The organism is Streptomyces sp. ASQP_92 (assembly GCF_025399895.1).
Classification (GTDB): Bacteria; Actinomycetota; Actinomycetes; order Streptomycetales; family Streptomycetaceae; genus Streptomyces.
This window is the reverse complement of sequence record NZ_JAODUA010000001.1, coordinates 1,349,683-1,374,297: the sequence shown is the minus strand read 5'-3', so window position 1 is coordinate 1,374,297 and position 24,615 is coordinate 1,349,683. Positions and strand designations below refer to the sequence as shown.

Below are 24,615 nucleotides of genomic sequence, written 5' to 3'. Positions count from 1 at the left end.
CCCCGTCGGAAGGGGGAACGCTTCGAGATCTTCGCTTTCGCGTTTCCCTTTCGGCGTGTCCACTACTTTAGCGGGTTTCCCCTGCCATTCATAATCGAGTCATTCGAGTTCGAATTTCGGCATGCCGAAATTAAGACCCGTTTGGGGTTCGATCGTAGGTAGTGGATGGCCGCTTGGGGTTGCTGAACAGCAGGGCCCGTCTCAAGCGGCTCGGGCTACGTTAGGCGCCGGTCGAGGCCGAGTCAAGTTCGGCGCTTGCGGGGCTGATGGGCCCGGTAGGGGCTCACCGTGGGGTCGTCGGAGATCCAGAACCGCCAGGGGTGCGGGGCCCCGTCGCCGCCGACGCCGGTGCGCGGGCCGCTGCGTACCTGGTCGGGGTGGGGAGGGGTGCCCGTGAGGACGGAGAGCGGGGCCTCGGGGCCGTCGCACGCGTCCGTGCCGTTCAGGGGGCGGCCGACATCGAGAGCGGTCGCCAGCCGGGCCGGGCCTTTGGCCAGTTCTTTGTCATGGCGGGCCGAGAGCCGCCGGGAGCGGGCCAGATCGGCGCCCAGCACGATCTCCCCCGCCCTGAGCAGAACACCGCTCGCCTGCCCCTCGGGACCGCACACCAGATTGAGGCAGTGCCACATCCCGTACGTGAAATAGACGTACGCGTGTCCGGGCGGGCCGAACATCACGTCGTTGCGGGGTGTGCGGCCGCGGAAGGCGTGGGAGCCGGGGTCGTTCGGGCCGTCGTACGCCTCGACTTCCGTGAGACGGAGTTCGAGGGGCCCCTGGGGAGTGCGGCGTACCAGCGTGCGGCCCAGGAGGTCGGGGGCGACCTCCAGGACGGGGCGGTCGAAGAAGTCCCGGGTCAGTGGCGTACGTTCGATGGCCGTGATCATGCCGTACGAGCGTACTTGACGGCCGGGTGGAACCGGAGGTCGTGGTCACGCGTTCGTAGGGGGCGAGATCGAGCGCATCTAGGGGAAGGACTGGCATGGGGTTCAAGCGGCTGCTGGCGAGTTTGGGGGCCGGCGGGGCTTCGGTGGAGACCGAGCTCACCGAGACCAATGTGGTGCCGGGCGGGGTCGTCCAGGGTGAGGTGCGGATCCAGGGCGGCTCGGTCGACCAGCGGATCGAGGGCCTGTCGGTCGGGTTGCAGGCCCGGGTCGAGGTCGAGGGCGGCGAGCACGAGCACAAGCAGGACATCGAGTTCACCAAGGTGCGGCTCGGCGGGGCCTTCGAGGTGAAGGCGGGCGCGGTGCACGTGGTGCCGTTCGGTCTTGAGATTCCCTGGGAGACGCCGGTCACGGCCATCGACGGGCAGCAGCTGAGGGGCATGCACATCGGGGTGACGACCGAGCTGGAGATCGCCCGCGCGCTCGACTCGGGTGATCTCGACCAGATCCAGGTGCATCCGCTGCCCGCTCAGCAGGCGATCCTCGACGCGTTCATCCGGCTCGGGTTCCGCTTCAAGAGCGCGGACATGGAGAAGGGGCACATCCGCGGGACACGCCAGCGGCTGCCCTTCTACCAGGAGATCGAGTTCTACGCGCCGTCGCAGTACCGGGGTCTGAACCAGGTGGAGCTGACGTTCGTCGCGGACGACCGCGAGATGGACGTCATCCTGGAGATGGACAAGAAGCCGGGTCTGTTCAGCGAGGGCAGCGACTCCTACCGCTCGTTCCAGGTCGGCCTTGACGACTTCCGCGGGACGGACTGGGCGGCGTACCTCAACGAGTGGCTGGCCGAGGTGGACGGGCGGCGGAACTGGTTCTAGGGGCGAACCCCCTAGGCTCGGTTCCATCAGTTGATGCCGAATCAGGAGGTGCCGACGTGAGCGAGCTCAAGAGGCCGCCGCTTCCCCATGACTTCCACCCCGAGGTGCCGTCGTTCACCGTGGTGAGCGAGGACGTCGAGCCGGGTGCCGTGCTCAAGGACGCCCAGGTCTACGCGGCCGGAAACACCTCGCCGCAGCTCCGGTGGGAAGGCTTTCCGGCCGGCACGAAGAGTTTCGCGGTGACGTGCTTCGACCCCGACGCCCCGACGGGCAGCGGGTTCTGGCACTGGTCGGTGTTCGACATCCCGGCGTCGGTGACCGAGCTGCCGGCGGGCGCGGGCAGCGGGAAGTTCGAGGGGCTTCCGGCCGGCGCGGTGCAGGTGCGCAACGACTACGGATCGAAGGACTTCGGCGGCGCGGCGCCGCCCGCCGGGGAGACCCACCGTTACGTGTTCACGGTGTACGCGGTCGACACGGAGAAGCTGGGTCCGGACGCGGAGGCCTCGCCGGCCGCGGTCGGCTTCAATCTGCGCTTCCACACCCTGGGTCGGGCGCAGCTCATCGGCGAGTACACGGCCCCTGCGGAGAGCTGACCGTTCGTTTTCCGTTTGCCCTGCCCTGGTCTTGGAGAGATCAGGACAGGGCATTTTTCTGTTGCGGGTCCGGAGCTTCTCCGGGCGGGCGCGGATATTGCGTTGTCCATCGTGGCGAGCCCGGCCAGAGTTGATCCAAGCCCGCGTCGGTGGGCCGGCGCTACGGAGGTGGGCACGATGAGGGAAACGCTGGTACTGAACGCGAGCTTCGAGCCGCTGTCGACGGTGACGCTGAACCGTGCCGTGGTGCTGGTGCTCCAGGACAAGGCCGTCGTCGAGCAGGCCCATCCGGGGCTCCGGGTGCGTGCGGCCGCCGTCGACATACCGGTGCCGCGGGTGATCCGGCTGTGCAGATACGTACGGGTGCCCTTCCGAAGACAGGCTCCGTGGTCGAGGCGGGGGGTGCTGATCCGGGACCAGCACCGGTGCGCGTACTGCGGGCGGCGCGCGACGACCGTGGACCATGTGGTGCCGAGGGCGCAGGGCGGCCGGGACGGCTGGCTGAACACGGTGGCGTCCTGTGCCGAGGACAATCACCGCAAGGCGGACCGGACGCCGGAGGAGGCGGGGATGCCGCTGCTGCGCGAGCCGTTCATCCCCTCGCCCGCCGACGCGATGCTGCTGGCGATGGCGTCCGGGGACCGGTCCGAGCTGCCCGAGTGGCTGGCGGCAGGGGCGGTGCCGGCCGCCTAACGGGAGTCGATCCACCGGGTGCGAAGCCCGCCTTCGGGGTGAAGGCGGGCTTCTTCGTGCGCCTACGGCGCGGGTGTACGGCCGCGTGCGTACGGCGGGTGCGTACGGCTGGGTGCGTACGGCCGTACGTACGGCCGGGTGCACAGGGCCGTACATACGGCCGCTACGTGAGGGTCAGTTGGAGGATCGCGACGATGCCGACGACGATGATCACCCCGCGCAGCACCGCGGGCTTGAGGCGGCGGCCGACCTTGGCGCCGATCTGGCCTCCTATCGTCGAGCCGACCGCGATGAGCAGGACGGCGGTCCAGTTGAACTCGGCGACGAAGAGGAAGAAGACGGCCGCGATGCCGTTGACGACGGCGCCCAGGATGTTCTTGACGGCGTTGACGCGCTGGAGGTCGTCGGACAGGAGCAGGCCCATCAGGGACAGGTACAGGACGCCTTGGGCGGCGCCGAAGTAGCCGCCGTACATGCTGGCGAGGAAGAGGCCGACGAGGAGGGCCACGCCGCCTTCGGGGTGGGCCTCGCCGCCGGTGGCCTCGCGGCGGCGCCTGATGACGGCCGCGAGGCGCGGCTGGAACAGGACGAGGACGAGGGCGAGTCCGACCAGCACCGGGACGATCGCGTCGAACGAGGAGGACGGCAGCGCGAGCAGCAGGATCGCTCCGGCGAGCCCACCGAGCAGCGCGGTGCCGCCGAGGCGGAGCACCCGGCTGGTCTGGCCGCGCAGTTCGTGGCGGTAGCCGATGGCCCCGCTGATGGAGCCGGGGACCAGGCCGAGCGCGTTGGAGACGTTGGCGGTGATGGGTGGCAGGCCGGTCGCCAGGAGCACGGGGAAGGTGAGGAGCGTGCCGGATCCGACGATCGTGTTGATGGTGCCCGCGCCGATGCCGGCCGCGAAGACCGCGAGTGCTTCCCAGATGGACAAGGCCATCTCCTTACACGTTCAGTGAGTCGCCTCCCCGCCATGGAGGTCGAGGGGCCGCACTGATCATGCATGAACTGTGTATGGGACAGTCAACTCGGCCTGGTCCAGCGGCCGTTGACGCCTCAGGGTCCTGGGGTCAGTCCACGGTGGGCGATTCGCGACGTTCGGCCGCGCCGTTGCCCTGGTTGCCGGTGTTGCCCTGGTTGCCGGTGTTGAAGCCGGGCATGCCGCCGCCGAGGTTGCCGAAGGCGCCGGAGAGGCCCTTGAGGGCGTCGCCGATCTCGCTGGGCACGATCCAGAGCTTGTTGGCGTCGCCCTCGGCGATCTTCGGGAGCATCTGGAGGTACTGGTACGAGAGCAGCTTCTGGTCCGGGTCGCCGGCGTGGATGGACTCGAAGACCGTACGGATCGCCTGGGCCTCGCCCTCGGCGCGCAGGGCGGCCGCCTTGGCCTCACCTTCGGCGCGCAGGATCGCGGACTGCTTCTCACCCTCGGCGCGCAGGATCTCCGACTGCCGTACACCCTCGGCCTGGAGGATCGCGGCGCGCTTGTCGCGGTCGGCGCGCATCTGCTTCTCCATCGAGTCCTGGATGGAGGTGGGCGGCTCGATCGCCTTCAGCTCGACGCGGTTGACACGGATGCCCCACTTGCCGGTGGCCTCGTCGAGGACGCCGCGCAGGGCCGCGTTGATCTCCTCGCGGGAGGTCAGGGTGCGCTCCAGGTCCATGCCGCCGATGATGTTGCGGAGCGTGGTGACGGTGAGCTGTTCGATGGCCTGGATGTAGCTGGCGACTTCGTAGGTGGCGGCGCGGGCGTCGGTCACCTGGTAGTAGATGACGGTGTCGATGTTGACGACCAGGTTGTCCTGGGTGATCACCGGCTGGGGCGGGAAGGGGACGACCTGTTCGCGCAGGTCGATCCGGTTGCGGATCGAGTCGATGAACGGGACGACGATGTTCAGGCCCGCGTTCAGCGTCCTGGTGTAGCGGCCGAAGCGCTCCACGATGGCGGCGCTGGCCTGTGGGATCACCTGGATGGTCTTGATCAGGGCGATGAAGACCAACACCACCAGAATGATCAGGACGATGATGATCGGTTGCATCGCTTACCCCCGTGCCCTTCTTGCTCTCGGATGGCCCTGGAAACGTTGACGGTTACCGGACTTGATGATCCTGGCATGGTTCACATCACGATGGCAGTGGCTCCGTCGATCTCGACGACGTCGACCTGGTGGCCGGGTTCGTACACCTGCTCCGTGTCGAGCGCGCGGGCCGACCAGACCTCGCCGGCGAGTTTGATCCGGCCGCCACTCGCGTCGACCCGTTCCAGGACGACGGCCTGACGGCCCTTCAACGCCTCGGTACCGGTGGCGAGTTGGGGATGCTGGGTGCGGTGGCGGGCGGCGATGGGGCGTACGACGCCGATGAGTGCGACCGAGACGACCACGAAGAGGAGCACCTGCGCGACGGCGCCGAGCCCCAGGGCCGCCCCGATGGCGGCGGCGATCGCGCCGACCGCCATCATCCCGAACTCGGGCATGGCCGTCAGGACGAGGGGAATGCCAAGACCCGCCGCGGCTACCAGCCACCACACCCATGCCTCGATGTCCACCAGGTCATGGTAGGTCCGGGCGCCCCCTCACCGACAGGGCACATGGCACGGGGCACGAGGCACATGCCCCAGGGCACGGGCCTCAAGGCCCCGGGCCCCGGCCTCCGGCATCGAGCTCCGGGCTCCGGGCTCCGGGCTCCGGGCTCCGGGCTCCGGGCTCAGGGCTCAGGGGCCGAGCGGGAGGCCCGTCGCCGTGTAGCGGTCGCCGCGGTGCTCGACGAGCAGCGGGAGGCCGAAGCAGAGGGAGAGGTTGCGGGAGGTGAGCTCGGTCTCCATGGGGCCGGCCGCGAGCACCTTGCCCTGGCGGATCATGAGGACGTGGGTGAAACCGGGGGCGATCTCCTCGACGTGGTGGGTGACCATCACCATCGACGGCGCGTACGGGTCGCGCGCGAGGCGGCCGAGACGGCGCACCAGGTCCTCGCGGCCGCCGAGGTCGAGTCCGGCGGCGGGCTCGTCGAGGAGGAGCAGCTCGGGGTCGGTCATCATGGCGCGGGCGATCAGGGTGCGCTTGCGCTCGCCCTCGGAGAGCGTGCCGAACTTGCGGTCCAGGAAGTCCGTCATGCCGAGCCGGTCGAGGAAGGCACGGGCGCGGTCCTCGTCGACGGCGTCGTACTGCTCCTGCCAGCTCGCCGTCATGCCGTAGGCGGCGGTGAGGACGGTCTGCAGGACGGTCTGGCTCTTGGGGAGCTTGTCGGCCATGGCGACGCCGGCCATGCCGATGCGCGGGCGCAGCTCGAACACGTCGACCTTGCCGAGCTGTTCGCCGAGGATCTTGGCGGTGCCGGTGCTCGGGAAGAGGTAGCTGGAGGCGATGTTGAGGAGGGTGGTCTTGCCGGCGCCGTTGGGGCCGAGGATGACCCAGCGCTCGCCTTCCTTGACCGACCAGGAGACGTCGTCCACCAGAGCGCGTCCGTCGCGGACCACGGATACGTCCACCAGCTCCAGTACATCGCTCATGAGCGCGTTGTCTCCCCATGCCATCGTCGTGAGTGCGCGAGTGCGTCGCGGGGCGCGCCGGTGGGCGCGGTCCCCAGGGAAAACCTACGCCACTGGGGAAGTGATCCCGCCTCTAGGTCCGGTCGCGCGGCTTCCCTAGGCTGGGGGCCATGTTCTCGGAACCACGTTCAGGTCGGCTGACCGCTTGGGGAAATGCCCTGTTGGCCGGAAATGTCTCGCCGGACGACGCGCAGCTCGCGATCGTCGCGGACGACGCGGTGCACCGCGTGGAGGGGCTGCCCGGCGAGTCCGCTCCGGTGGGGCTCACGCTGGCGCTCGGCCGGCTGCGCACGCTCGGGGTGGCCGGCTGGCGGCTCGCGCTCCCGGTGGCGGGCCATCCGCTGGGGCTCAGCGGGCCCGCGGAGTTCAACGCGCGGGCGCTGGAGGCCGAGGAGGCCGTGGTCGGGTTCGGGGCGCCGTACGGACTCGTGCCGCAGGTGTACGAGGCCGGGCCCGCCGGGGACGTGCACGCGGAGGTCGTCTGGCACTGCCTGGCGGTGCGCGAGGCGCCGCCCGCGGACGTGCCCTCGCTCGGTGAGGCGGAGCGCGAGCTCGCGGAGGCGCTGCGGGATGCGACGGCCGTACTCACCCGGCTCGACGTGGCCGGTTCCGGCCCGGCGGCGGCCGCCGCGATCGACGCGTACCGGGCGCGGGTCGAGGGGCCCGACGACGAGGTGCTCGCGCCTGGCTATCCGCCGCGGGCGGTACGGGTGCTGGAGCTGGCGCGGCGAGTCGCGCTGCTGGTGGCGCTCGCGCTGGAGAACGGGCACGGGGGTGCGGTGAGTGCCTCGGAGATCGCGGCGCGGGGGGAGGCGTTGCGGCCGGTGGAGCGGGTGGCTCGGCGGGCCAGGGTTGCGGCGTACAACGCGTACGTCGAGCAGCGCGAGCGGGGGTGACCTCGGCCGGGGCGGGTTCCGGCCCGCCCCCGGGGCTCCGCCCCGGCCCCCGTGTCGCCGGACGGGTTGAAGGTGCCGCCGCACCGGGCGTTTAGGGGCGCGGGGAACTGCGCGAGAAGCGGGCACGGTCCGCAGCCGAACAAGCCCCTGGGGCTCCGCCCCAGACCCCGATCGCGCCTGAACGGCGCTCGTCCTCAAACGCCGGACAGGCTGAGGTGTCCCGTGCGGACCAGCACCGAGTAGTTAGGGGCGCGAGGAACTGCGCGAGCGGCCACACACGCCCGCAGACGCCCCGGGGCTCCGCCCCAGACCCCGATCGCACCTGAACGGCGCTCGTCCTCAAACGCCGGACGGGCTGAGGTGTCCCGTGCGGACCAGCACCGAGTAGTTAGGGGCGCGGGGAACTGCGCGAGAAGCGACCACGGCCCGCGGGCGGAATCGGGGTTGGGGGCGCGGGGAACTGCGCGACCAGCTACGCACGGTCCGCAGGCCGACAGCGGGTTCAGGGGCGCGGGGAACTGCGCGAAAGGTGAGCGTGGGGCGTGGTGGAGTCCGGGCGTCAGCCCGTTACGCCGTTGCGGACCGCCCACAGCGCGGCCTGCGTGCGGTCGGCGAGGTCCAGCTTCATCAGGATGTTCGAGACGTGCGTCTTGACGGTCTTCTCGGACAGCACGAGGTGGCGGGCGATCTCGCGGTTGGAGCGGCCGTCGGCGATGAGGGCCAGGACCTCCTTCTCGCGCTCGGTCAGGGTCGTGCCGCGCCCCGTGCCGCCGTGCCCTTCGTCCTGGCTGAGCAGGGCGCCCGCGACCTCGGGCTGGAGCAGGACGTGTCCGGCGTGCACGGAGCGGATCGCTCCGGCGAGCGCGTCCGGGTCGACGTCCTTGTATACGTATCCCGAGGCGCCCGCCCGCAGTGCGGGGACGACCGTGCGCTGCTCGGTGAAGCTGGTGACGATGAGGACCCTGGCCGGGTTGGCGAGTTCGCGGAGCCTGCGCAGGGCCTCGATGCCGTCCATGCCCGGCATCTTCACGTCCATCAGGACGACGTCCGGTCTCAGCTCCTCGGCGCGGGCCACGCCCTCGGCGCCGTCGGAGGCCTCCCCCACCACCTCTATGTCGTCCTGTACTTCCAGGAACGTGCGCAGCCCCCGGCGGACCACCTGGTGGTCGTCCACGAGCAGGACCCTGATCACCTTGTCAGCCACCGGGGACCTCCATCTCGATCGTGGCGCCCTCGCCGGGTGCCGATTGCACGGTGAGTCTGCCGCCGACGCCGCTCGCCCGGTGCCGCATCGACACCAGACCGAGGTGGCGGCCCGCGCGCCGGACCAGGCCGGGATCGAAGCCCCGGCCGTCGTCGCTGATCCGCAGCACCGCGCCCTGCTCCCGGCGCTCCAGTACGACCTCGACGCGGCCCGCGCCGGAGTGGCGCAGCGCGTTGTGCAGGGCCTCCTGGGCGACCCGCAGCAGCGCCTCCTCCTGGGCCGGGGGCAGCGCGCGCACACCGAGGTTGTCGAAGGTGACGCGGGCCGTGTGGGCGCGGTCGAGGACCTGGATGTGGGTGCGCAGGGTGTGGACCAGGCCGTCCTCCTCCAGGGCGGCGGGCCTCAACTCCACGACGGCGGCGCGCAGTTCGTCGGCCGCCTCCGCCGCGAGGGCCGCGACCTGCTGGAGTTCGCCCTTGGCGCGGGCCGGGTCGCGGTCGACCAGGGCCGCGGCCGCCTGGGCGGTGAGCCGCAGCGAGAACAGCTTCTGGCTGACCGCGTCGTGCAGCTCGTGGGCGAGCCGGGAGCGTTCCTCGGCGATGGTCAGCTCGCGGCTGCGCTCGTAGAGCCGGGCGTTGGTGAGGGCGATCGCGGCGTGCTGGGCGAGCAGGCGAAGGAGTTCCTCGTCGTGCTCGGTGAAGCCGCAGCGGTCGCCCCGGCGGGAGAGGGAGACCGTGGAGCAGCGCTTGTTGGCGAGGAAGAGCGCGCCGAGCGTCTCGTCCCCGTCGCGGATCGGCATGCCGAGGAAGTCGGACATGTCGGGGTGGGCGGAGGGCCAGCCCTCGAAGCGGGGGTCCTTGCGGACGTCGGCGAGGCGCTCGGCCTTCTCCTCGTGGAGCATCGCGGCGAGGATGCCGTGCTGGCGGGGCAGCGGCCCGATCGCCCGCCACTGCTCGTCGCTGACGCCGTCCACCACGAACTGGGCGAAGCCGCCGCGGTCGTCGGGGACGCCGAGCGCCGCGTACTCGGCGTCGAGCAGTTCGCGGGCGGACGCGGTGATCGTCTTGAGGACGTCCCCGACCTCCAGGTGCCGGCTCATGGCGAGCAGGGCGGTGCTCACGGCGGCGAGGCCCGCGCTCGGCGAGGGGGCCTCTCCCGGCCGGGCGGCGCAGTCGGGTCCAGGACGGCTCATGTGATCACCGTACCGGCGGGGTGTCGCGGTGCGCCTCGGCCTGTGGACCAGCACCGCTCGGGTCCTGCGGCCTAGGCCGAAGTGCCGTGCCGGGGTGGGCCCCGCGTCCGAGGCGGCGCCCACGCCCCCGGCGCCACTGTGAACGCATCGACGGACACGCTCGACGGACTGATGGATTAAGGGGTTGGACACCATGCCGGTCGCGATCATCACAGGTGCCTCGAAGGGGCTCGGAGGGGCACTCTCCGTGGCACTGGCCCGGCGGGGCTGGGATCTGGTCCTCGACGCGAGGACGGGTCCCGTACTGGAGGAGGCGGCGCGCCGGCTCGACGGGTACGGCACAAAGGTGGTGGCGCTCGCCGGAGACGTCACCGACGCCCGGCACCGGGCGGAGCTCGTGGCCGCGGCATGGGATCTGGGCGGTCTCGATCTGCTGGTGAACAACGCCTCCGCGCTGGGCGCCGAGCCGCTCGTCCCCCTTGAGGAGCTGGAGCTCGCGGGGCTTCGGGCGGCCCTGGAGACCAATGTGGTGGCCGCGCTCGGGCTCGTGCAGGAGGCGCTGCCCCTGCTGCGGCGGGCGCCCTCGGGCGCGGTGGTGGCGGTCAGTTCGGACGCGGCGGTCGAGGCATACGGGACCTGGGGCGGTTACGGGGCCTCGAAGGCGGCGCTCGACCAGGTGGCGGCGGTGCTCGCCGTGGAGGAGCCGGGCCTTCGGGTGTGGGCGGTGGACCCGGGTGATCTGCGCACGGACCTGTACGCGGCCGCGGTGCCGGGCGACGACTCGGGGCGGCCGGAGCCCTCGACGGTGGTGCCGGGCTTTCTGCGGCTCCTCGACGAGCGGTTGCCCAGCGGGCGCTACAGCGCGCCTTCCCTGGTGGGGGGCCTGGTGGCCACCGGTGAGGAGGCGGCGCGATGACCGCGCCCCTGGTGGTGCGGGTGCCCGATGACCTGCTGGCCTCGGTGCCCGCCGAGGTGCGCGGGGCGGGGCGCGACGACGTGCGCCTGATGGTGTCGCGCGGCTCGGCGGTCTCCCACCACCGCTTCCGCGAGCTGGCCGGGCAGTTGCGGGCCGGGGACGTGCTGGTGGTCAACACCTCGCGGACGCTGCCCGCCGCGGTCGACGGGAGGGTCGGCGGGCGGCCGGTGGTGGTGCACTTCTCCACGCTCGGCCCGGACGGGCGCTGGGCGGTGGAGCTGCGCCGCCCGACCGCCTCGGGCAGTACGGAGCGGCGCACCGGGGACCGGGCGGGAACGCCGGTGGCGCTGCCGGACGGCGAGCACCTGGTGCTGGAGGAGGCGCTGAGCCCCGACCGGCTGTGGTGGGCCCGGGTGTCGGCGGCCGACGTGGTGGGGCTGATGAGCCGGCACGGGCGGCCCATCCGGTACTCCTACACCGAGCGGGACCAGCCGCTGGCCGCGTACCAGACGGTGTTCGCGCGGCCCGCGCCCGGCGGGCTCGGCTCGGCCGAGATGCCGAGTGCGGCACGGCCGTTCACGGACCGCCTGGTCGCGGAGCTGGTGCGGCGCGGCGTGCGGTTCGCGCCGGTGGTCCTGCACACCGGGGTGGCCTCGGCGGAGGCGCACGAGCCGCCTTACCCGGAGCGCTTCGAGGTGCCCGCGGCCACGGCCCGCCTGGTGAACGCGGCCCGCGCGGGCGGCACCCGGATCGTGGCCGTGGGGACCACGGCGGTGCGCGCCCTGGAGTCGGCGGCCGGGCCCGACCGGGTCGTGCGGGAGGCGGCGGGCTGGACGGATCTGGTGGTGACGCCGGAGCGCGGGGTGCGGGTGGTGGACGGACTGCTGACCGGCCTGCACGAGCCGGAGGCCTCCCACCTTCTGATGCTGGAGGCGATCGCGGGGCGCGAGGCGCTGGCCGCCGCCTACGACCAGGCGCTGAGCAGGCTCTACCTGTGGCACGAGTTCGGCGACGTCCATCTCCTCCTCCCGGAGGAGAACCCTCACCCTGCGCATTGCTCCAGCAACGTGCGGTGAAAATGTTACGTGGCCGATGTGAGCCCGCGCATAGGACGCACATCACTTACGAAGCGGGCTAGTGGACAGATAAAGGCGGTGTGAGCCGGGCCGGAGTGGGTACGAGGCGCCTTTCGCGCGGCCCTGATCCACTACCCGGCTTCGTAATGGGCAGCTTTGCCACCAGATTTTGCGGCCGCTAACAATGGCTCCCGTCGCACAGCGCTGCGGCTCAAACGCCGCGGCGCTTCGATGCGCCGTCCCCCGCCATTCGGAAGAGGTCCAACCGCCATGCCCGAGTTCAGCAACCTGGGTCACAGTCGTCTGCCCAAGACGCACAAGATCTCGATTGCCGGTGTCGCCGCCCTCGGCGCCGCCGCTCTCGCTCTCACGGTCCTTCCCGGCACGGGCGAGTCGGGCAGTGCCGCCGCGGCCGCCGAGCCCGCCGCCTTCTCGGTGACCGTCGCCGGTACCAAGACGCTCTCGGAGAGCGTCGCCAAGCAGCACGTCACCGCGGACAAGCAGGCCCAGGCCGCCGCCAAGGCCAAGGCCGCGGCGGACGCGAAGGCGAAGGCCGACGCCGAGGCGAAGAAGCGGGACGAGGCCGCCGCCGCGAGCCGCGCCGCCGCCCGCAAGCCGATCTACGCCAACAACCTCGACGGCTGGATCCGCCAGTCCCTCGACATCATGAAGAGCAAGGGCATTCCGGGCACCTACGAGGGTCTGCACCGCAACATCATGCGCGAGTCGACCGGTAACCCGATGGCCATCAACGGCTGGGACATCAACGCCATCAACGGCGTCCCGTCCAAGGGGCTGCTCCAGGTCATCCAGCCGACCTTCAACGCGTACCACGTGCCCGGAACCTCGTGGAACATCTACGACCCGGTCGCCAACATCACCGCCGCCGCCAACTACGCGGCCGACAAGTACGGCTCGATGGACAACGTCAACAGCGCCTACTGAGCCTCTTCCTGACGTACGGGACGCGAGAAGGGCGGCACCCCCCACGGGGTGCCGCCCTTCTTCCGTGACCGGGTCCGGCTACTTGCGCATGACCTCGGGCTCGTGGCGGCGCAGCAGGCGCGCGACCACGAAGCCGAGCGCGATGCCGATGACCAGCAGCACCGAGATGTCGGTGAACCACTGGGCGGCGTCGTGCTTCCACAGCGGGTCGAGGTTGGTCGGGTCGCTCTGGTCCATCGGGCCCATCAGATGGGACAGGTCGAGCGTCGTGCCGGCGCCCGCGATGGCCCAGCGCGACGGCATCAGCCAGGCGAACTGCTCAAGGCCGGGCGAGTCGTACACCTTGAACAGGATGCCGGTGAAGACGACCTGCACGATGGCGAACATGACGAGCAGCGGCATGGTCTTCTCGGAGGTCTTCACCAGCGAGGAGATGATCAGGCCGAACATCATCGAGGTGAAGCCGAGCGCGATGACGACCAGGCACATCTCGACCGCGGGCGGCATCACCAGACCCTCGGCGGGCAGCTTGCGGGTCGAGAAGCCGATGATGCACAGGATCACGCCCTGGAAGGCGGTGATCACTCCGAGCACCAGGATCTTGGACATCAGATACGCCGAGCGGGACAGGCCGGTGGCCCGTTCCCGTTCGTAGATGACCCGTTCCTTGATCAGTTCTCGTACGGAGTTGGCCGCGCCCGAGAAGCACATGCCGACCGCGAGGATCAGCATGATCGTGCCGGCGTCCCCGTTGAACCGGGACGGCGGCGTCGGCGGGCCGAGGCCGAACTTCGCCGGGATGACGACACTGACCGAGCCGATCACGGCGGGCAGCGCCACCGACAGGGCGAGGAAGCCCTTGTCGGAGGCGATCACCGAGGTGTAGCGGCGCATCAGGGTCCACAGCTGGGAGAGCCAGCCCTGCGGCTTCGGCGGCTTCATCGCCTGGGCCGGCGGCATCTGCACCGACTGCGGGGCGACGGCGTCGATGTCCGCGGCGTACATCTGGTAGTGCTGCGAGCCCTTCCAGCGGCCCGCCCAGTCGTAGTCGCGGTAGCTCTCGAAGGCGGAGAAGACATCGGCCCAGGTGCCGTAGCCGAAGAAGTTCAGGGCCTCCTCGGGCGGGCCGAAGTAGGCGACCGAGCCGCCCGGCGCCATCACCAACAGCTTGTCGCAGATGGCGAGTTCGGCCACCGAGTGCGTGACGACGAGCACGGTGCGGCCGTCGTCGGCGAGGCCGCGAAGGAGCTGCATGACGTCGCGGTCCATGCCCGGGTCGAGGCCCGAGGTGGGCTCGTCGAGGAAGATCAGCGACGGCTTGGTCAGGAGCTCCAGGGCGACCGAGACGCGCTTGCGCTGGCCACCGGAGAGGGAGGTGACCTTCTTCTCCTTGTGGATGTCCAGCTTGAGCTCGCGCAGCACCTCGTCGATGCGCTGCTGGCGCTCGGTCTCGGTGGTGTCGGCGGGGAAGCGCAGCTTGGCCGCGTACTTCAGCGCCTTCTTGACGGTCAGCTCCTTGTGCAGGATGTCGTCCTGCGGAACCAGGCCGATGCGCTGGCGCAGCTCGGCGAACTGCTTGTAGAGGTTGCGGTTGTCGTAGAGGACATCGCCCTTGTTGGCGGGCCGGTAGCCGGTGAGCGCCTTGAGGAGCGTGGACTTTCCGGAGCCCGAGGGGCCGATGACCGCGATGAGCGACTTCTCGGGGACGCCGAACGAGACGTCCTTGAGGATGTCCTTGCCGCCGTCGACCGTGACGGTCAGATGGCGGGCGGAGAAGGAGACGTCACCGGTGTCGACGAACTCCTCGAGGCGGTCGCCGACGATGCGGTACGTCGAGTGACCGACGCCCACGATGTCCTGCGGGCCGAGCAGGACACTGCCGCCCTTGGCGATCGGCTGGCCGTTGACATAGGTGCCGTTGTGCGAGCCGAGGTCGCGGATCTCCATCCGGCCGTCGGGCGTCGCGTGGAACTCGGCGTGGTGGCGCGAGACCTGGAGGTCGGAGACGACCAGCTCGTTCTCCAGGGCACGGCCGATGCGCATGACGCGGCCGAGCGCGACCTGGTGGAACGTGGTCGGGCTGCGGTCCCCGTAGACGGGCGGGGCGCCCGCGGCGCCGCCCTGCTGCGGGACCTGCGGCTGCGGGGGCTGCTGCCACTGCTGCTGCGGGACCTGCGGCTGCTGGGGGTGGTGCGCCTGCTGAGGGTGCTGCGCCCAGCCGCCCTGCTGGGGCGGGGCCTGCTGGGGTTGGGGGTGGGCGGGCGCCGCCTGCGCCTGCTGGGCGGGGGCGGGCTGTGCGTAGGCGGCCGCGGCGGCACCGGTGAGATTCAGCCGCGGACCGTCGGTCGCGTTGCCTAGGTGGACCGAGGAGCCGGGGCCGATGTCCATCTGGTGGATCCGCTGGCCCCGCACATAGGTGCCATTGGTCGATCCGTGGTCCTCGATGACCCAACTGCGGCCGCTCCAGCTGATCGTGGCGTGCCGCCACGACACTCTGGCGTCGTCGACCACCAGGTCACCTTGCGGGTCCCGGCCAAGGGTGTACGACCTGGACGGATCGAGCGTCCAGGTGCTGCCATTCAATTCCAGTACGAGTTCCGGCACTCCAGCCCCACTTGTCGTCCCCCGAAAGGCCTCCGCACCGGAGGCCCCTGACTCCCGACAGGGAGTCTAGGGATGGTGAACATCGTGGGGAACTATTTCAGGCCCGGGCTCGTATCCGAAACCCGGGCCTTGTGAATTACGTGCACAGACCGGGCACAGTCCCGTCGCGGTCGTGCAACAGGGCCCCGGCGCCCGCCCGTTGACGCGGGCCAAACACCCCCCGAGAGTAGTAAGCACCCATGAGTGCGTACGGATCATGATGTCCGCCCATAAATGATGTGTCGGCGGTCGAAATTGGTCTCTCCATATCCAACAGGGGCAAGTCGGCTCGTATCGGGGGGGTCCTGATGAACGTGGGCGACAACGAGGTCCGGGGCTCGATCCGGTGGGGCGATGTCTGGCTCACCTCGATCGCCTCGGTGAGCTGGGCGCTGGTCGCGATGGCGGGCACGGCCGCGCTCGGGCTCCATCTGCTGGGCGCGGACGCGGCGGGAGCGCTCGGCCCGATGACGGCGGCCGTGGTGGTGCTCGGGGCGGGCGGCTCGGTCACCCCGTCCGGCGATGTCTCGGCGTTCGGCCTGAGCGGCGCGCAGGCGCGGACGGCCGTCGATGTCGCGCCCCTGGGGGTGGGCCTGGCAGGCGCGCTGCTGCTCGCGTTCTTCTTCCTGCGCTCGCTGCGGAGCGCCGGGGCCCGGATCCGGGGGGCCGAACTGGCGGCCCGCGCGGCCGTGCTGGCCCTCGTGTTCGTCGCGGTGGTCGCCGGGCTCGCGCGGGTCGGCCACGACCTGGTCACGCTCGACGGCACGGATCTTTTGCCGGGCGGCGTGAAGGTGCCGGCCATCCCCGGCATCGGGGACGTCGGCGGGCTGTTGCCGGGCCGGCTCGCCGGGCTCGCGGACACCGGGGCGAAGGTCGGCTTCCGCGTGGAGACGGCCCGCTCGCTGACGGGCGCGGCCTGCTGGGTCGCCGCGGTGCTGGCGATCGCCCTGCTCGCCTCGCGCCGCACTCCTCTGCCGCGCGGCTGGTCGGCGCTGCACCGGGCGGTGCGGCCCGCGGTCTCCGCGCTGGTGACGGTGGCCCTGGTGGCGGTGGCGGCGGGGTTCGCGGCGGCGGCGTACGCGGCGATCGGCGACGCCCACCCGGGCCGCATCGCGGGCGCCGCACTGCTCGGGGCGCCCAACGGGGTGTGGCTCGCGATCCCGCTCGGCCTCTTCGTACCGTGGAGCGGCCACGCCACGGGCACGCTCGCCACCCTGCTCCCGGACCCGCTCGGACGGCTGCTCGGCACGCGGGCCGACGAACCGGTGTCGGTGGCCCGGCTCGCCCAACTCGACGGCAGGGCATGGCTGTTGGTCCTGGCAGCCGCGTGTCTGACGCTGTGCGCGGGGGTGCTCGCCGCGGTCCGGACGCCGGTGGGCGGGCGTTCGGGCGGCGCTTTCGCCGGGCGGTGCGCGCTGTCGCTGGCCGCGGCCACCGCGGTGGCGCTCCCCCTGATGGTGTGGCTCACCGGGGTGTCCGCGAACGCCTCGCTCTCGGTGCTGGGCTTCGACGCGTTCGGGGCGGGCGTCGAGCTGCACGGCGACGCGGGGCTCGCCCTCGCGCTGGGCGCCGGGTGGGGGGCGGGCGCGGGCGCCCTGGGTGCGCTGCTCGCCGGCGCCTCGGGGGCGGCGGGCCGGCGGGCGGCCGTGCTCGCGGACCCGGGCTACCCGGACGCGGCGCGGCCTCGGGGGGAGCGGCCTCCCGGGCCCTACGACCCGGCGCCCTCCCACCGGCCGCCGAACCCCGACACCAACCCGTATCTGAAGCTGCCGCCCGGGCTGCACGGCGACCCGACCCTGCCCGGCCCCGGGGGCGGGCCGCGACCGGGCCCGCGGCCGCGCAGGCCCCCCTACGAGGGCCCGCCTCCCCCGCCCGGCCCACCGCGGCGCGGCCGCTGAACCGCTCCGGCCCGGGGCGTACGACGCGGGCCCGGGGCCCCACCCCGCCGGTCACAGCCGTACTCCCGGCTCCCACCCGGCCCGTCCAAGCCGTGCCGAGGGGCCGTACGAGGGGGGCCTGTCCGCAGGGCGGGACGGCGTGCGGGTCCGGAGCGGCGTGCGGATACGGTGGGATCACCATGACGCCATCGCCCCTGCCCCCCGCCGGCCAGAACTCCGACGCCGGTCAGAGCTCTGACGTACCGACCCTCCTCGTCAAGATCTTCGGCAAGGACCGCCCCGGCATCACCGCCGGGCTCTTCGACACCCTCGCCGCCTACTCCGTCGATGTCGTGGACATCGAGCAGGTCGTCTCCCGTGGCAGGCTCGTCCTGTGCGCGCTGGTCACCGAGCCGACCGTCGCCTCCTCGGGCGAGCTGCGGGCCACCGTGCACAGCTGGGCCGAGTCGCTGAAGCTGGAGGCCGAGATCATCTCCGGCACCGGCGACAACAGGCCGCGCGGCAGCGGCCGTTCGCATGTGACGGTTCTGGGCCACCCGCTGACCGCCGAGTCCACGGCGGCCATAGCGGCTCGTATCGCCGGTACCGGCGGCAACATCGACCGTATCTTCCGGCTCGCCAAGTATCCCGTCACCGCCGTGGAGTTCGCGGTGTCCGGCGTCGCGACCGGGACGCTGCGCACCGCGCTCGCGACCGAGGCCGCCGCTCAGGGCGTGGACGTGGCCGTCGTCTCGGCGGGCCTGCACCGCCGGGCCCAGCGGCTCGTCGTGATGGACGTGGACTCCACGCTCATCCAGGACGAGGTGATCGAGCTGTTCGCCGCGCACGCCGGCTGCGAGGCGGAGGTCGCCGAGGTCACCGCCGCCGCGATGCGCGGCGAGCTGGACTTCGAGCAGTCGCTGCACGCCCGGGTGGCGCTGCTGCGGGGCCTGGACGTCTCGGTGGTGGACAAGGTACGGGCCGAGGTCCGGCTCACCCCGGGCGCCCGCACCCTGATCCGTACGCTCAAGGCGCTCGGCTATCAAGTGGGCGTCGTATCGGGCGGGTTCACCCAGGTCACCGACGACCTCAAGGAGCGCCTCGGGCTCGACTTCGCGTCCGCCAACACCCTGGAGATCGAGGACGGCAGGCTCACCGGCCGGGTCACGGGCGAGATCGTCGACCGGGCCGGCAAGGCCCGGCTGCTGCGGAGGTTCGCCGACGAGGCGGGGGTGCCGCTGTCCCAGACCGTGGCGATCGGCGACGGCGCCAACGACCTGGACATGCTGAACGCGGCGGGCCTCGGGGTCGCCTTCAACGCCAAACCCGTGGTGCGCGAGGCCGCGCACACGGCGGTGAACGTGCCCTTCCTCGACACCGTGCTGTATCTGCTCGGCATCACCCGCGAAGAGGTCGAGGCGGCCGACGGCCTCGTCGACTGATCCCCTCGGACACGAAAGGGCCCCGGCGCGGTGTGCGCCGGGGCCCGACGCGTACGGGGCCGGACGTGCGGGGCCAGGCGTGCGGGGTCAGGCGTGCGGGGTCAGGCGTGCGGGGTCAGGCGTGCGGGGTCAGGCGTGCGGGGCCCAGAAGTCGACGAGCCTGGCCACCCCGTGTTCCACGGACTTCCAGGGGCCGTCGAAGGTGAGCACGGCGATGGCGCAGGTCGGGAAGCCGGTGCGGTTCATCCGAGGCAGCAGGTCGCCCTCCGCGTCGCCGCAGAGCGCGTCGGCCATCGCGTGCATACCGGGGTTGTGGCCGATGAGCAGCAGGTCCGCGACGTCCTCGGGGGTCTCGTTGACCAGCGCGATGAGTTCGCCGAGGGAGGCTTCGTACATCCGGTCCTCGTAGACCGTCCTGGGGCGGTGCGGCAGTTCCTGCACGGCGAGCTTCCAGGTCTCGCGGGTCCGCACCGCACTGGAGCACAGGGCGAGGTCGGGGACGATGCCGGCCTCGGCCAGTCGGCGGCCGGCGACGGGGGCGTCCGCCCTGCCTCGGTCGGCGAGCGGCCGCTCGTGGTCGGACATCTGGGGCCAGTCGGCTTTCGCATGCCTCAGAAGGACGATCCTGCGGGGTGTGTCGACGCTCATGTTCCCCAGCTTCGCATGTTTCGCGCCACCGGGCGCAGGGTCTCCCATGCTCCCCCGGCGAGGGCGACGGCCGTGCCGGCGGGGGCTGTTGCGCGTCGCAGTGCGGGGCTTTCGCGGAGCCCGGCACGCTAGCGCGAGAGGCTTTCCTGGATGCGCTCGACGAGGTGGGTGAGCGTGCCGTCGCCGGACACCGCGTGGGCGTCGCCGGACCCCACGACCAGCGCGAGGAGCGCGAAGAACGCGATCGCGGGCAGGACGACGCCCCACCACGGCAGCTTGAAGTCGATGCCACCGGCGGCCGGTTGGGTGGACCTGGGGTGGGTGTGGGCCGACATGACCGCCTCCGTGGGGGTTCCCGCTTCGAGTTCCGCGGGCGGACGGGGTGTCCGTCGCGGTACCTCAAAACCTACGGATCCGGCGGGCGTCGTCCCATCCGGCGACCCACCCACTCGACCCTGACCCTGGCCCCCTAGGGGATGGTGGGGCTAGCACCACCCTGGCGGGCCCTGCCGTCGCCCTGACCACGGCAGGACGACGCGGGGACGTCGTCCAGGTGACGCGCGGGCGTCGCCGTGGGAGAGGCGCGGGCGTCCGTCAGGGGGAGGCGGAGGCGTCCGTCAGGGAGAGGCGGAGGCGTCCGTCAGGGAGAGGCGAGCGTCGCGATGACGGCGACGACGACCGTGACGGCGAGCATCGCGCCGAGCACGAGCAGCAGCTTCTTGTGGCTGTTCTGCGGATTGGGTTCGAGCACTGGCATGCGGCCAGTGTCGCATCCCGGTTTGGCCCGCTATCGCCGGGCCCCGGCCTCGCTCTCGCGGGCCCCGGCCTCGTCCTCGATCGTGCGGTCCCGGCCGGCCAGGACGCCCACGACGATCTGCGGCACCATGAGGGCCGCCATCAGCGCGATGGGCAGGTCCCAGCCGCCGCTGCGGTCGTGCAGGAGGCCGACGAGCAGGGGGCCCGGGATGGAGAGCAGATAGCCGACGCACTGGGCGAAGGCGGAGAGGCGTACGACGCCCGCGCCGGTCCGGGACCGCTTGCCGATCATCGTCAGGGCGAGCGGGAAGGCGCAGTTGGAGATGCCGAGCAGCAGCGCCCAGGCCCAGGCTCCGGAGGCCGGTGCGAGGTAGAGCCCGGCGTACCCGGCCAGGCCGCAGGCACCGAGCGCGACGACGATGGGCCCCTGGCTGCGCAGCCGGTTGACCATCCAGGGGATGACGAAGCCGAGCGGCACGCCCATGACCATGGTGATCGACAGGAGCAGCCCGGCGGTGCCCGCCGAGACGCCCGCGTCACGGAAGATCGTCGGCATCCAGCCCATGGTTATGTAGGCGCCGGTGGCCTGGAGCCCGAAGAAGCAGGCCAGCGCCCAGGCGGTGCCGCTGCGGGTGATGCGCAGGGCGGGCGCCGCCTCCTGCTGGGCGCGGACGGCCGGCCCCGTACTCCCCGAGCGGTCGCGCGTCAGCGGGAGCCAGGCCGCCACGGCGAGGACCGCGAGCAGCGCCCAGACGCCGAGCCCCTGGCGCCAGCTTCCGCCCAGCGCGTCGGTGAGGGGCACGGTGGTGACCGCGGCGAGCGAGGTTCCGGCGGCGAGCGCCATCGAGTAGAGGCCGGTCATGGAGCCGACCCGGTCGGGGAAGTACCGCTTGACGATGACCGGCATCAGCACATTGCTGACGGCTATGCCCATCAGGGCGAGCGCGCTGGCCGCGAGGAAGGTGACGGTGCCGCCCGCGAACGGGCGCAGGAGCAGGCCGACGGTGATGGCGGCCATGCCGGCGAAGACGACGGCGCCGGGGCCGAAGCGGCGGGCCAGGCGCGGCGCCATGATGCCGAACAGCGCGAAGCAGAACGCCGGCACCGAGGTGAGGACGCCCGCGAGGCCGCCGCTCATGTGCAGTCCGCCGGTGACCTCCTTCATCAGCGAGCCGAGGCTGGTGATGGCGGGGCGCAGATTGACGGCGGCGAGGACCAGCGCGAGCGGTACGAGCCAACGCGTCCACGCCGGCACCCGGGCGGCGCCGGCGGGCGCGGGGGCTTCCAGGGGCTCGGTGCGGACGGTGGGCGCGGCGCTCAGCGTCGTGGTCTCTTCGTCGGGCATGCCGCCCATCATAGAATCATGGGATGATTGGTTGTCCAATCGTTCACGATCCCCCTTCACGGATCGTCGTTGACCCTCTTCACCCTCCCCTCTCGGACTGGAGCACCATGACGCTGAGTTCTCCCCGGCGGTCCGCCCTCGCCGACCAGGTGATCGCGCAGTTGCGCAACCAGATCACCTCGGGCGAGTGGCCGGTGGGTGCCCGCATCCCGACCGAGCCGGAGCTGGTCGAACAGCTCGGGGTGGCCCGCAACACGGTGCGCGAGGCGGTTCGCGCCCTCGCGCACAACGGCCTGCTCGACATCCGCCAGGGTTCGGGCACCTATGTCGTGGCGACCAGCGAGCTGGCCGGGGTGATGCAGCGCCGGTTCGCCGACGCCGATCCCCGCCATGTGGCCGAGCTGCGCTCCACCCTGGAGTCGTCGGCGGCCAGGCTCGCCGCCCAGCGGCGCACCGAGCGCGAGCTCAAGCAGTTGGACACGCTGCTCGACCGGCGCGAGCGGGCGTGGGCCTCGGCCGACCGGGAGGCGTTCATCGCGGCCGACGCGACGCTCCACCTGGCCGTCGTCGCGGCCTCGCACAACGACGTACTGACCGAGCTGTACGCGGACCTCGGCCATCTGCTGCGGGACTGGCTGCGGGACGACGTGGGCACCGAGATGACGCCGGAGAACCACATGGACCACGCCCGGATGGTCGACGCGATCCGGACGGGCGACGCGGAGAGCGCCGCCGCCGAGGCCGCGGCCCACGCCTTCATCTGCCTGCCGGACCGCCTCGAAGGGCGCTGAGCGGAGCTCGGCGCCGGCCGCGGAGGCCGTGCGGACCGCGCGGGACGACGCCGTCGGGGCGCCTCGCGGGACGACCCCGCACCGAGCGCGTCAGGACACCTTCTCGTGGGTGACCCACACCGCGCGGACATCCTTCCAGCACCGGTCGGTGAGCCGTACGGTCTGGCCGGGGCCGACCTCCACCGGCGCCGCGTCGGCGTCCAGGTCCCACCACATCGCGCAGTCGGTGTGCAGACGCACCCGGTCCGCGCCCGGGTAGGGGTTGTGGCAGTACGCGATCACGTGCGAGCCCCGTACGGAAGGGCGGCAGTCGGCGCCGAACGGCTCGGGCCTGGCCACCGGGGGCGGGGCGTCGGGGGCCGTCGCGGCCCGCACCACGGAGGGCACGGCGAGCCCGGCCGCCGTGGCCAGCGCCAGGAGGAGCAGGGCCAGGGCACGGCGCTGGCCCACCCGCAGGGGGTGTTGGGGGAACGGGCGTCCCCGGCGGGGGCGCGACCCCGGGGGCCGTGCCCGCGAAGACCCCGGGAGCTGCCCATCGGAACCTTCCGGGGGCCGTACACGCGAAGACTCCGGGGGCCGTACACGCGAAGGACGCACGCCCCCACCTCTTCCCGGCCGACTGCCCGACATGTCCGTCTCGTTCAGTCTGCGGGGAAGTCGTGGTCCACGCACGGCGGCCGCCCACCGGAAGGTTCCGGTGGGCGGCCGCCGATCGTGCTGGGAGGGTCAGGCACCCACGGCGTGCAGGCCGCCGTCGACGTGGATGATCTCGCCCGTGGTCTTCGGGAACCAGTCCGAGAGGAGCGCGACGACGCCCTTGCCGGCGGGCTCGGGGTCGGCCATGTTCCACTCCATCGGGGAGCGGTGGTTCCACACGTCTGCGAGCTCCGAGAAGCCCGGGATGGACTTGGCGGCCATGGAGCCGATCGGGCCCGCCGAGATCAGGTTGCAGCGGATGTCGTCCTTGCCCAGGTCGCGGGCCATGTAACGGGACGTCGCCTCCAGGGCGGCCTTGGCCGGGCCCATCCAGTCGTACTGCGGCCAGGCGTACTGCGCGTCGAAGGTGAGGCCGACGATGGAGCTGCCCGGGGTGAGCAGCTCGCGCAGCGCCATGGTGAGCGACTTCAGCGAGAACGCCGAGACGTGCATGGCGGTGGCGACCGACTCGAACGGCGTGTTCAGGAAGTTGCCGCCGAGCGCGTCCTGCGGGGCGAAGCCGATGGAGTGGACGATGCCGTCGAGGCCGCCGAGCTCCTCCTTGACCAGGCCCGCGACCCGGTCCAGGTGCTCCTGGTTGGTCACGTCGAGCTCGATGACCTTGGCGGGCTTGGGGAGCTTCTTGGCGATGCGCTCGGTCAGGGTCGGGCGCGGGAAGGCGGTGAGGATGACCTCCGCGCCCTGCTCCTGCGCCAGCTTCGCGGTGTGGAAGGCGATGGAGGACTCCATCAGCACACCAGTGATCAGGATGCGCTTGCCCTCGAGAATTCCGCTCATGGTGATCAGTGACCCATGCCCAATCCGCCGTCAACCGGGATGACGGCTCCAGTGATGTACGAGGCGTCGTCGGAGGCGAGGAACTTCACCGCGGCGGCGATCTCCTCGGGCTGCGCGTAGCGGCCGAGCGGCACCTGGGACACGATGCCCGAGCGCTGCTCCTCGGTGAGCACCTTGGTCATGTCGGTGTCGACGAAACCGGGTGCGACGACGTTGAAAGTGATGTTCCGGGACCCGAGCTCACGCGCGAGCGACCGGGCGAAGCCGACAAGTCCCGCCTTGGAGGCGGCGTAGTTGGCCTGCCCCGCCGAGCCGAGCAGCCCGACGACGGAGGAGATGAGGACCACGCGGCCCTTCTTGGCCCGCAGCATGGCGCGGTTGGCACGCTTGACGACCCGGAAGGTGCCGGTGAGGTTGGTGTCGAGGACGGAGGTGAAGTCGTCCTCGGACATGCGCATCAGGAGCTGGTCCTTGGTGACGCCGGCGTTGGCGACCAGGACCTCGACGGGACCGTGCTTGTCCTCGATCTCCTTGTAGGCCTGCTCCACCTGTTCGGTGTCCGTGATGTCGCACCTGACGGCGAGACAGCCCAGTTCGGTGAGCGCGGCCGGCGGCTCTCCGGAGCGGTACGTGATCGCGACCTTGTCGCCGCTCTCGGCAAAAGCGCGGGCGATGGCGAGGCCGATGCCCCGGTTACCTCCGGTGACGAGAACCGAGCGGCTCAACGGATCACCCTTTCGATAGGCGGATTCGTACTCCCCGCAAACTATCGGTACCGCCCGACTTACGAGGAATCGGGCC

Annotated in this window: 25 protein-coding genes; 10 read left to right on the top strand and 15 right to left on the bottom strand. The window is 71.6% G+C overall.

The window, feature by feature from the left end:
• Window positions 1–242: 242 nt before the first annotated feature.
• Window positions 243–884, bottom strand: coding sequence for a DNA-3-methyladenine glycosylase (locus tag N4G70_RS06015; RefSeq protein ID WP_261711310.1), 642 nt, complete (start codon window positions 882–884; stop codon window positions 243–245).
• Between the two features lie 95 nt (window positions 885–979).
• On the opposite strand from N4G70_RS06015, the gene N4G70_RS06010 reads away from it, so the two are divergent.
• From N4G70_RS06010 to N4G70_RS06000, 3 genes are all read left to right on the top strand, one after another.
• On the top strand, window positions 980–1,762 hold the full coding sequence (locus N4G70_RS06010) for a sporulation protein (RefSeq protein ID WP_261711309.1): 783 nt from the start codon (window positions 980–982) through the stop codon (window positions 1,760–1,762).
• Between the two features lie 56 nt (window positions 1,763–1,818).
• Window positions 1,819–2,355: a YbhB/YbcL family Raf kinase inhibitor-like protein gene (locus N4G70_RS06005; protein WP_261711308.1), complete on the top strand. Its 537-nt coding sequence runs from the start codon at window positions 1,819–1,821 to the stop codon at window positions 2,353–2,355.
• 177 nt (window positions 2,356–2,532) lie between these two features.
• Window positions 2,533–3,048: an HNH endonuclease gene (locus N4G70_RS06000; RefSeq protein WP_261711307.1), complete on the top strand. Its 516-nt coding sequence runs from the start codon at window positions 2,533–2,535 to the stop codon at window positions 3,046–3,048.
• A gap of 163 nt (window positions 3,049–3,211) precedes the next feature.
• On the opposite strand, the gene N4G70_RS05995 is transcribed toward N4G70_RS06000, so the two are convergent.
• The 4 genes from N4G70_RS05995 to N4G70_RS05980 all read right to left on the bottom strand — a co-directional run bounded on the left by N4G70_RS05995 (window position 3,212) and on the right by N4G70_RS05980 (window position 6,550).
• Complete coding sequence (locus N4G70_RS05995; protein WP_261711306.1) at window positions 3,212–3,985, bottom strand: sulfite exporter TauE/SafE family protein; 774 nt, start codon at window positions 3,983–3,985, stop codon at window positions 3,212–3,214.
• Window positions 3,986–4,115: 130 nt separating this feature from the next.
• Window positions 4,116–5,081, bottom strand: coding sequence for an SPFH domain-containing protein (locus N4G70_RS05990; RefSeq protein ID WP_261711305.1), 966 nt, complete (start codon window positions 5,079–5,081; stop codon window positions 4,116–4,118).
• A gap of 80 nt (window positions 5,082–5,161) precedes the next feature.
• Window positions 5,162–5,593: an NfeD family protein gene (locus N4G70_RS05985; protein ID WP_261711392.1), complete on the bottom strand. Its 432-nt coding sequence runs from the start codon at window positions 5,591–5,593 to the stop codon at window positions 5,162–5,164.
• Between the two features lie 162 nt (window positions 5,594–5,755).
• Window positions 5,756–6,550, bottom strand: coding sequence for an ABC transporter ATP-binding protein (locus tag N4G70_RS05980; protein ID WP_261711304.1), 795 nt, complete (start codon window positions 6,548–6,550; stop codon window positions 5,756–5,758).
• 149 nt (window positions 6,551–6,699) lie between these two features.
• Between N4G70_RS05980 and N4G70_RS05975 the strand changes: the two genes are divergently transcribed.
• Window positions 6,700–7,485 (top strand): hypothetical protein, encoded by a 786-nt coding sequence (locus tag N4G70_RS05975; RefSeq protein ID WP_261711302.1) that lies wholly within the window; start codon window positions 6,700–6,702, stop codon window positions 7,483–7,485.
• A gap of 559 nt (window positions 7,486–8,044) precedes the next feature.
• On the opposite strand, the gene N4G70_RS05970 is transcribed toward N4G70_RS05975, so the two are convergent.
• Window positions 8,045–8,689, bottom strand: coding sequence for a response regulator transcription factor (locus N4G70_RS05970; protein ID WP_261711301.1), 645 nt, complete (start codon window positions 8,687–8,689; stop codon window positions 8,045–8,047).
• The gene (locus N4G70_RS05965; RefSeq protein ID WP_261711300.1) at window positions 8,682–9,881 is read right to left on the bottom strand and encodes a GAF domain-containing sensor histidine kinase; all 1,200 of its coding nucleotides are present in this window, start codon (window positions 9,879–9,881) and stop codon (window positions 8,682–8,684) included. The genes N4G70_RS05970 and N4G70_RS05965 overlap by 8 nt, the downstream gene beginning before the upstream one ends.
• Before the next feature lie 193 nt (window positions 9,882–10,074).
• On the opposite strand from N4G70_RS05965, the gene N4G70_RS05960 reads away from it, so the two are divergent.
• The 3 genes from N4G70_RS05960 to N4G70_RS05950 all read left to right on the top strand — a co-directional run bounded on the left by N4G70_RS05960 (window position 10,075) and on the right by N4G70_RS05950 (window position 12,818).
• On the top strand, window positions 10,075–10,797 hold the full coding sequence (locus tag N4G70_RS05960; protein ID WP_261711299.1) for an SDR family oxidoreductase: 723 nt from the start codon (window positions 10,075–10,077) through the stop codon (window positions 10,795–10,797).
• Entirely contained in the window at window positions 10,794–11,873 is a 1,080-nt protein-coding gene (locus N4G70_RS05955) for an S-adenosylmethionine:tRNA ribosyltransferase-isomerase (protein WP_261711298.1), read from the top strand. The genes N4G70_RS05960 and N4G70_RS05955 overlap by 4 nt, the downstream gene beginning before the upstream one ends.
• 270 nt (window positions 11,874–12,143) lie before the next feature.
• On the top strand, window positions 12,144–12,818 hold the full coding sequence (locus N4G70_RS05950; protein WP_261711297.1) for a transglycosylase SLT domain-containing protein: 675 nt from the start codon (window positions 12,144–12,146) through the stop codon (window positions 12,816–12,818).
• A gap of 78 nt (window positions 12,819–12,896) precedes the next feature.
• Here the strand turns inward: N4G70_RS05950 and N4G70_RS05945 are convergent, their stop codons facing one another.
• Complete coding sequence (locus tag N4G70_RS05945; protein WP_261711296.1) at window positions 12,897–15,422, bottom strand: FHA domain-containing protein; 2,526 nt, start codon at window positions 15,420–15,422, stop codon at window positions 12,897–12,899.
• A gap of 347 nt (window positions 15,423–15,769) precedes the next feature.
• On the opposite strand from N4G70_RS05945, the gene N4G70_RS05940 reads away from it, so the two are divergent.
• Window positions 15,770–17,359: a streptophobe family protein gene (locus tag N4G70_RS05940; protein WP_261711295.1), complete on the top strand. Its 1,590-nt coding sequence runs from the start codon at window positions 15,770–15,772 to the stop codon at window positions 17,357–17,359.
• A gap of 179 nt (window positions 17,360–17,538) precedes the next feature.
• On the top strand, window positions 17,539–18,780 hold the full coding sequence (serB, locus tag N4G70_RS05935) for a phosphoserine phosphatase SerB (RefSeq protein WP_261711294.1): 1,242 nt from the start codon (window positions 17,539–17,541) through the stop codon (window positions 18,778–18,780).
• A gap of 129 nt (window positions 18,781–18,909) precedes the next feature.
• Here serB and N4G70_RS05930 read toward each other — a convergent pair whose 3' ends face one another.
• The 4 genes from N4G70_RS05930 to N4G70_RS05915 form a co-directional block, all read right to left on the bottom strand.
• Complete coding sequence (locus tag N4G70_RS05930) at window positions 18,910–19,428, bottom strand: histidine phosphatase family protein (RefSeq protein WP_261711293.1); 519 nt, start codon at window positions 19,426–19,428, stop codon at window positions 18,910–18,912.
• A 128-nt stretch (window positions 19,429–19,556) separates the two neighbouring features.
• Window positions 19,557–19,763: a hypothetical protein gene (locus tag N4G70_RS05925; protein WP_261711292.1), complete on the bottom strand. Its 207-nt coding sequence runs from the start codon at window positions 19,761–19,763 to the stop codon at window positions 19,557–19,559.
• A 305-nt stretch (window positions 19,764–20,068) separates the two neighbouring features.
• The gene (locus N4G70_RS05920; RefSeq protein WP_261711291.1) at window positions 20,069–20,185 is read right to left on the bottom strand and encodes an SGM_5486 family transporter-associated protein; all 117 of its coding nucleotides are present in this window, start codon (window positions 20,183–20,185) and stop codon (window positions 20,069–20,071) included.
• 30 nt (window positions 20,186–20,215) lie between these two features.
• A complete protein-coding gene (locus N4G70_RS05915) occupies window positions 20,216–21,529 on the bottom strand; it encodes an MFS transporter (RefSeq protein ID WP_261711290.1) in 1,314 nt (437 codons plus the stop codon).
• Window positions 21,530–21,636: 107 nt separating this feature from the next.
• Here N4G70_RS05915 and N4G70_RS05910 point away from each other — a divergent pair, with 107 nt between their 5' ends.
• Window positions 21,637–22,320, top strand: a complete 684-nt coding sequence (locus tag N4G70_RS05910) for a FadR/GntR family transcriptional regulator (protein ID WP_261711289.1) — start codon at window positions 21,637–21,639, stop codon at window positions 22,318–22,320.
• 90 nt (window positions 22,321–22,410) lie between these two features.
• On the opposite strand, the gene N4G70_RS05905 is transcribed toward N4G70_RS05910, so the two are convergent.
• From N4G70_RS05905 to fabG, 3 genes are all read right to left on the bottom strand, one after another.
• Window positions 22,411–22,776 carry a hypothetical protein gene (locus tag N4G70_RS05905; protein WP_261711391.1) on the bottom strand — a complete coding sequence of 122 codons (366 nt, stop codon included), beginning with the start codon at window positions 22,774–22,776 and terminating at the stop codon, window positions 22,411–22,413.
• 270 nt (window positions 22,777–23,046) lie between these two features.
• Window positions 23,047–23,814 (bottom strand): enoyl-ACP reductase FabI, encoded by a 768-nt coding sequence (fabI, locus tag N4G70_RS05900; RefSeq protein ID WP_261711288.1) that lies wholly within the window; start codon window positions 23,812–23,814, stop codon window positions 23,047–23,049.
• Window positions 23,815–23,819: 5 nt separating this feature from the next.
• Window positions 23,820–24,539 (bottom strand): 3-oxoacyl-[acyl-carrier-protein] reductase, encoded by a 720-nt coding sequence (gene fabG / locus N4G70_RS05895; protein WP_120724660.1) that lies wholly within the window; start codon window positions 24,537–24,539, stop codon window positions 23,820–23,822.
• Window positions 24,540–24,615 lie beyond the last annotated feature (76 nt).

What these genes read in the sequence shown, in the direction of transcription:
- N4G70_RS06015 (WP_261711310.1), bottom strand. Translation starts at nt 884, where the DNA reads ATGATCACGGCCATCGAACGTACGCCACTGACCCGGGACTTCTTCGAC.
- N4G70_RS06010 (WP_261711309.1), top strand. Translation starts at nt 980, where the DNA reads ATGGGGTTCAAGCGGCTGCTGGCGAGTTTGGGGGCCGGCGGGGCTTCG.
- N4G70_RS06000 (WP_261711307.1), top strand. Translation starts at nt 2,533, where the DNA reads ATGAGGGAAACGCTGGTACTGAACGCGAGCTTCGAGCCGCTGTCGACG.
- N4G70_RS05995 (WP_261711306.1), bottom strand. Translation starts at nt 3,985, where the DNA reads ATGGCCTTGTCCATCTGGGAAGCACTCGCGGTCTTCGCGGCCGGCATC.
- N4G70_RS05990 (WP_261711305.1), bottom strand. Translation starts at nt 5,081, where the DNA reads ATGCAACCGATCATCATCGTCCTGATCATTCTGGTGGTGTTGGTCTTC.
- N4G70_RS05980 (WP_261711304.1), bottom strand. Translation starts at nt 6,550, where the DNA reads ATGAGCGATGTACTGGAGCTGGTGGACGTATCCGTGGTCCGCGACGGA.
- N4G70_RS05975 (WP_261711302.1), top strand. Translation starts at nt 6,700, where the DNA reads ATGTTCTCGGAACCACGTTCAGGTCGGCTGACCGCTTGGGGAAATGCC.
- N4G70_RS05965 (WP_261711300.1), bottom strand. Translation starts at nt 9,881, where the DNA reads ATGAGCCGTCCTGGACCCGACTGCGCCGCCCGGCCGGGAGAGGCCCCC.
- N4G70_RS05960 (WP_261711299.1), top strand. Translation starts at nt 10,075, where the DNA reads ATGCCGGTCGCGATCATCACAGGTGCCTCGAAGGGGCTCGGAGGGGCA.
- N4G70_RS05955 (WP_261711298.1), top strand. Translation starts at nt 10,794, where the DNA reads ATGACCGCGCCCCTGGTGGTGCGGGTGCCCGATGACCTGCTGGCCTCG.
- N4G70_RS05950 (WP_261711297.1), top strand. Translation starts at nt 12,144, where the DNA reads ATGCCCGAGTTCAGCAACCTGGGTCACAGTCGTCTGCCCAAGACGCAC.
- N4G70_RS05940 (WP_261711295.1), top strand. Translation starts at nt 15,770, where the DNA reads ATGAACGTGGGCGACAACGAGGTCCGGGGCTCGATCCGGTGGGGCGAT.
- serB (WP_261711294.1), top strand. Translation starts at nt 17,539, where the DNA reads ATGACGCCATCGCCCCTGCCCCCCGCCGGCCAGAACTCCGACGCCGGT.
- N4G70_RS05930 (WP_261711293.1), bottom strand. Translation starts at nt 19,428, where the DNA reads ATGAGCGTCGACACACCCCGCAGGATCGTCCTTCTGAGGCATGCGAAA.
- N4G70_RS05925 (WP_261711292.1), bottom strand. Translation starts at nt 19,763, where the DNA reads ATGTCGGCCCACACCCACCCCAGGTCCACCCAACCGGCCGCCGGTGGC.
- N4G70_RS05920 (WP_261711291.1), bottom strand. Translation starts at nt 20,185, where the DNA reads ATGCCAGTGCTCGAACCCAATCCGCAGAACAGCCACAAGAAGCTGCTG.
- N4G70_RS05915 (WP_261711290.1), bottom strand. Translation starts at nt 21,529, where the DNA reads ATGCCCGACGAAGAGACCACGACGCTGAGCGCCGCGCCCACCGTCCGC.
- N4G70_RS05910 (WP_261711289.1), top strand. Translation starts at nt 21,637, where the DNA reads ATGACGCTGAGTTCTCCCCGGCGGTCCGCCCTCGCCGACCAGGTGATC.
- fabI (WP_261711288.1), bottom strand. Translation starts at nt 23,814, where the DNA reads ATGAGCGGAATTCTCGAGGGCAAGCGCATCCTGATCACTGGTGTGCTG.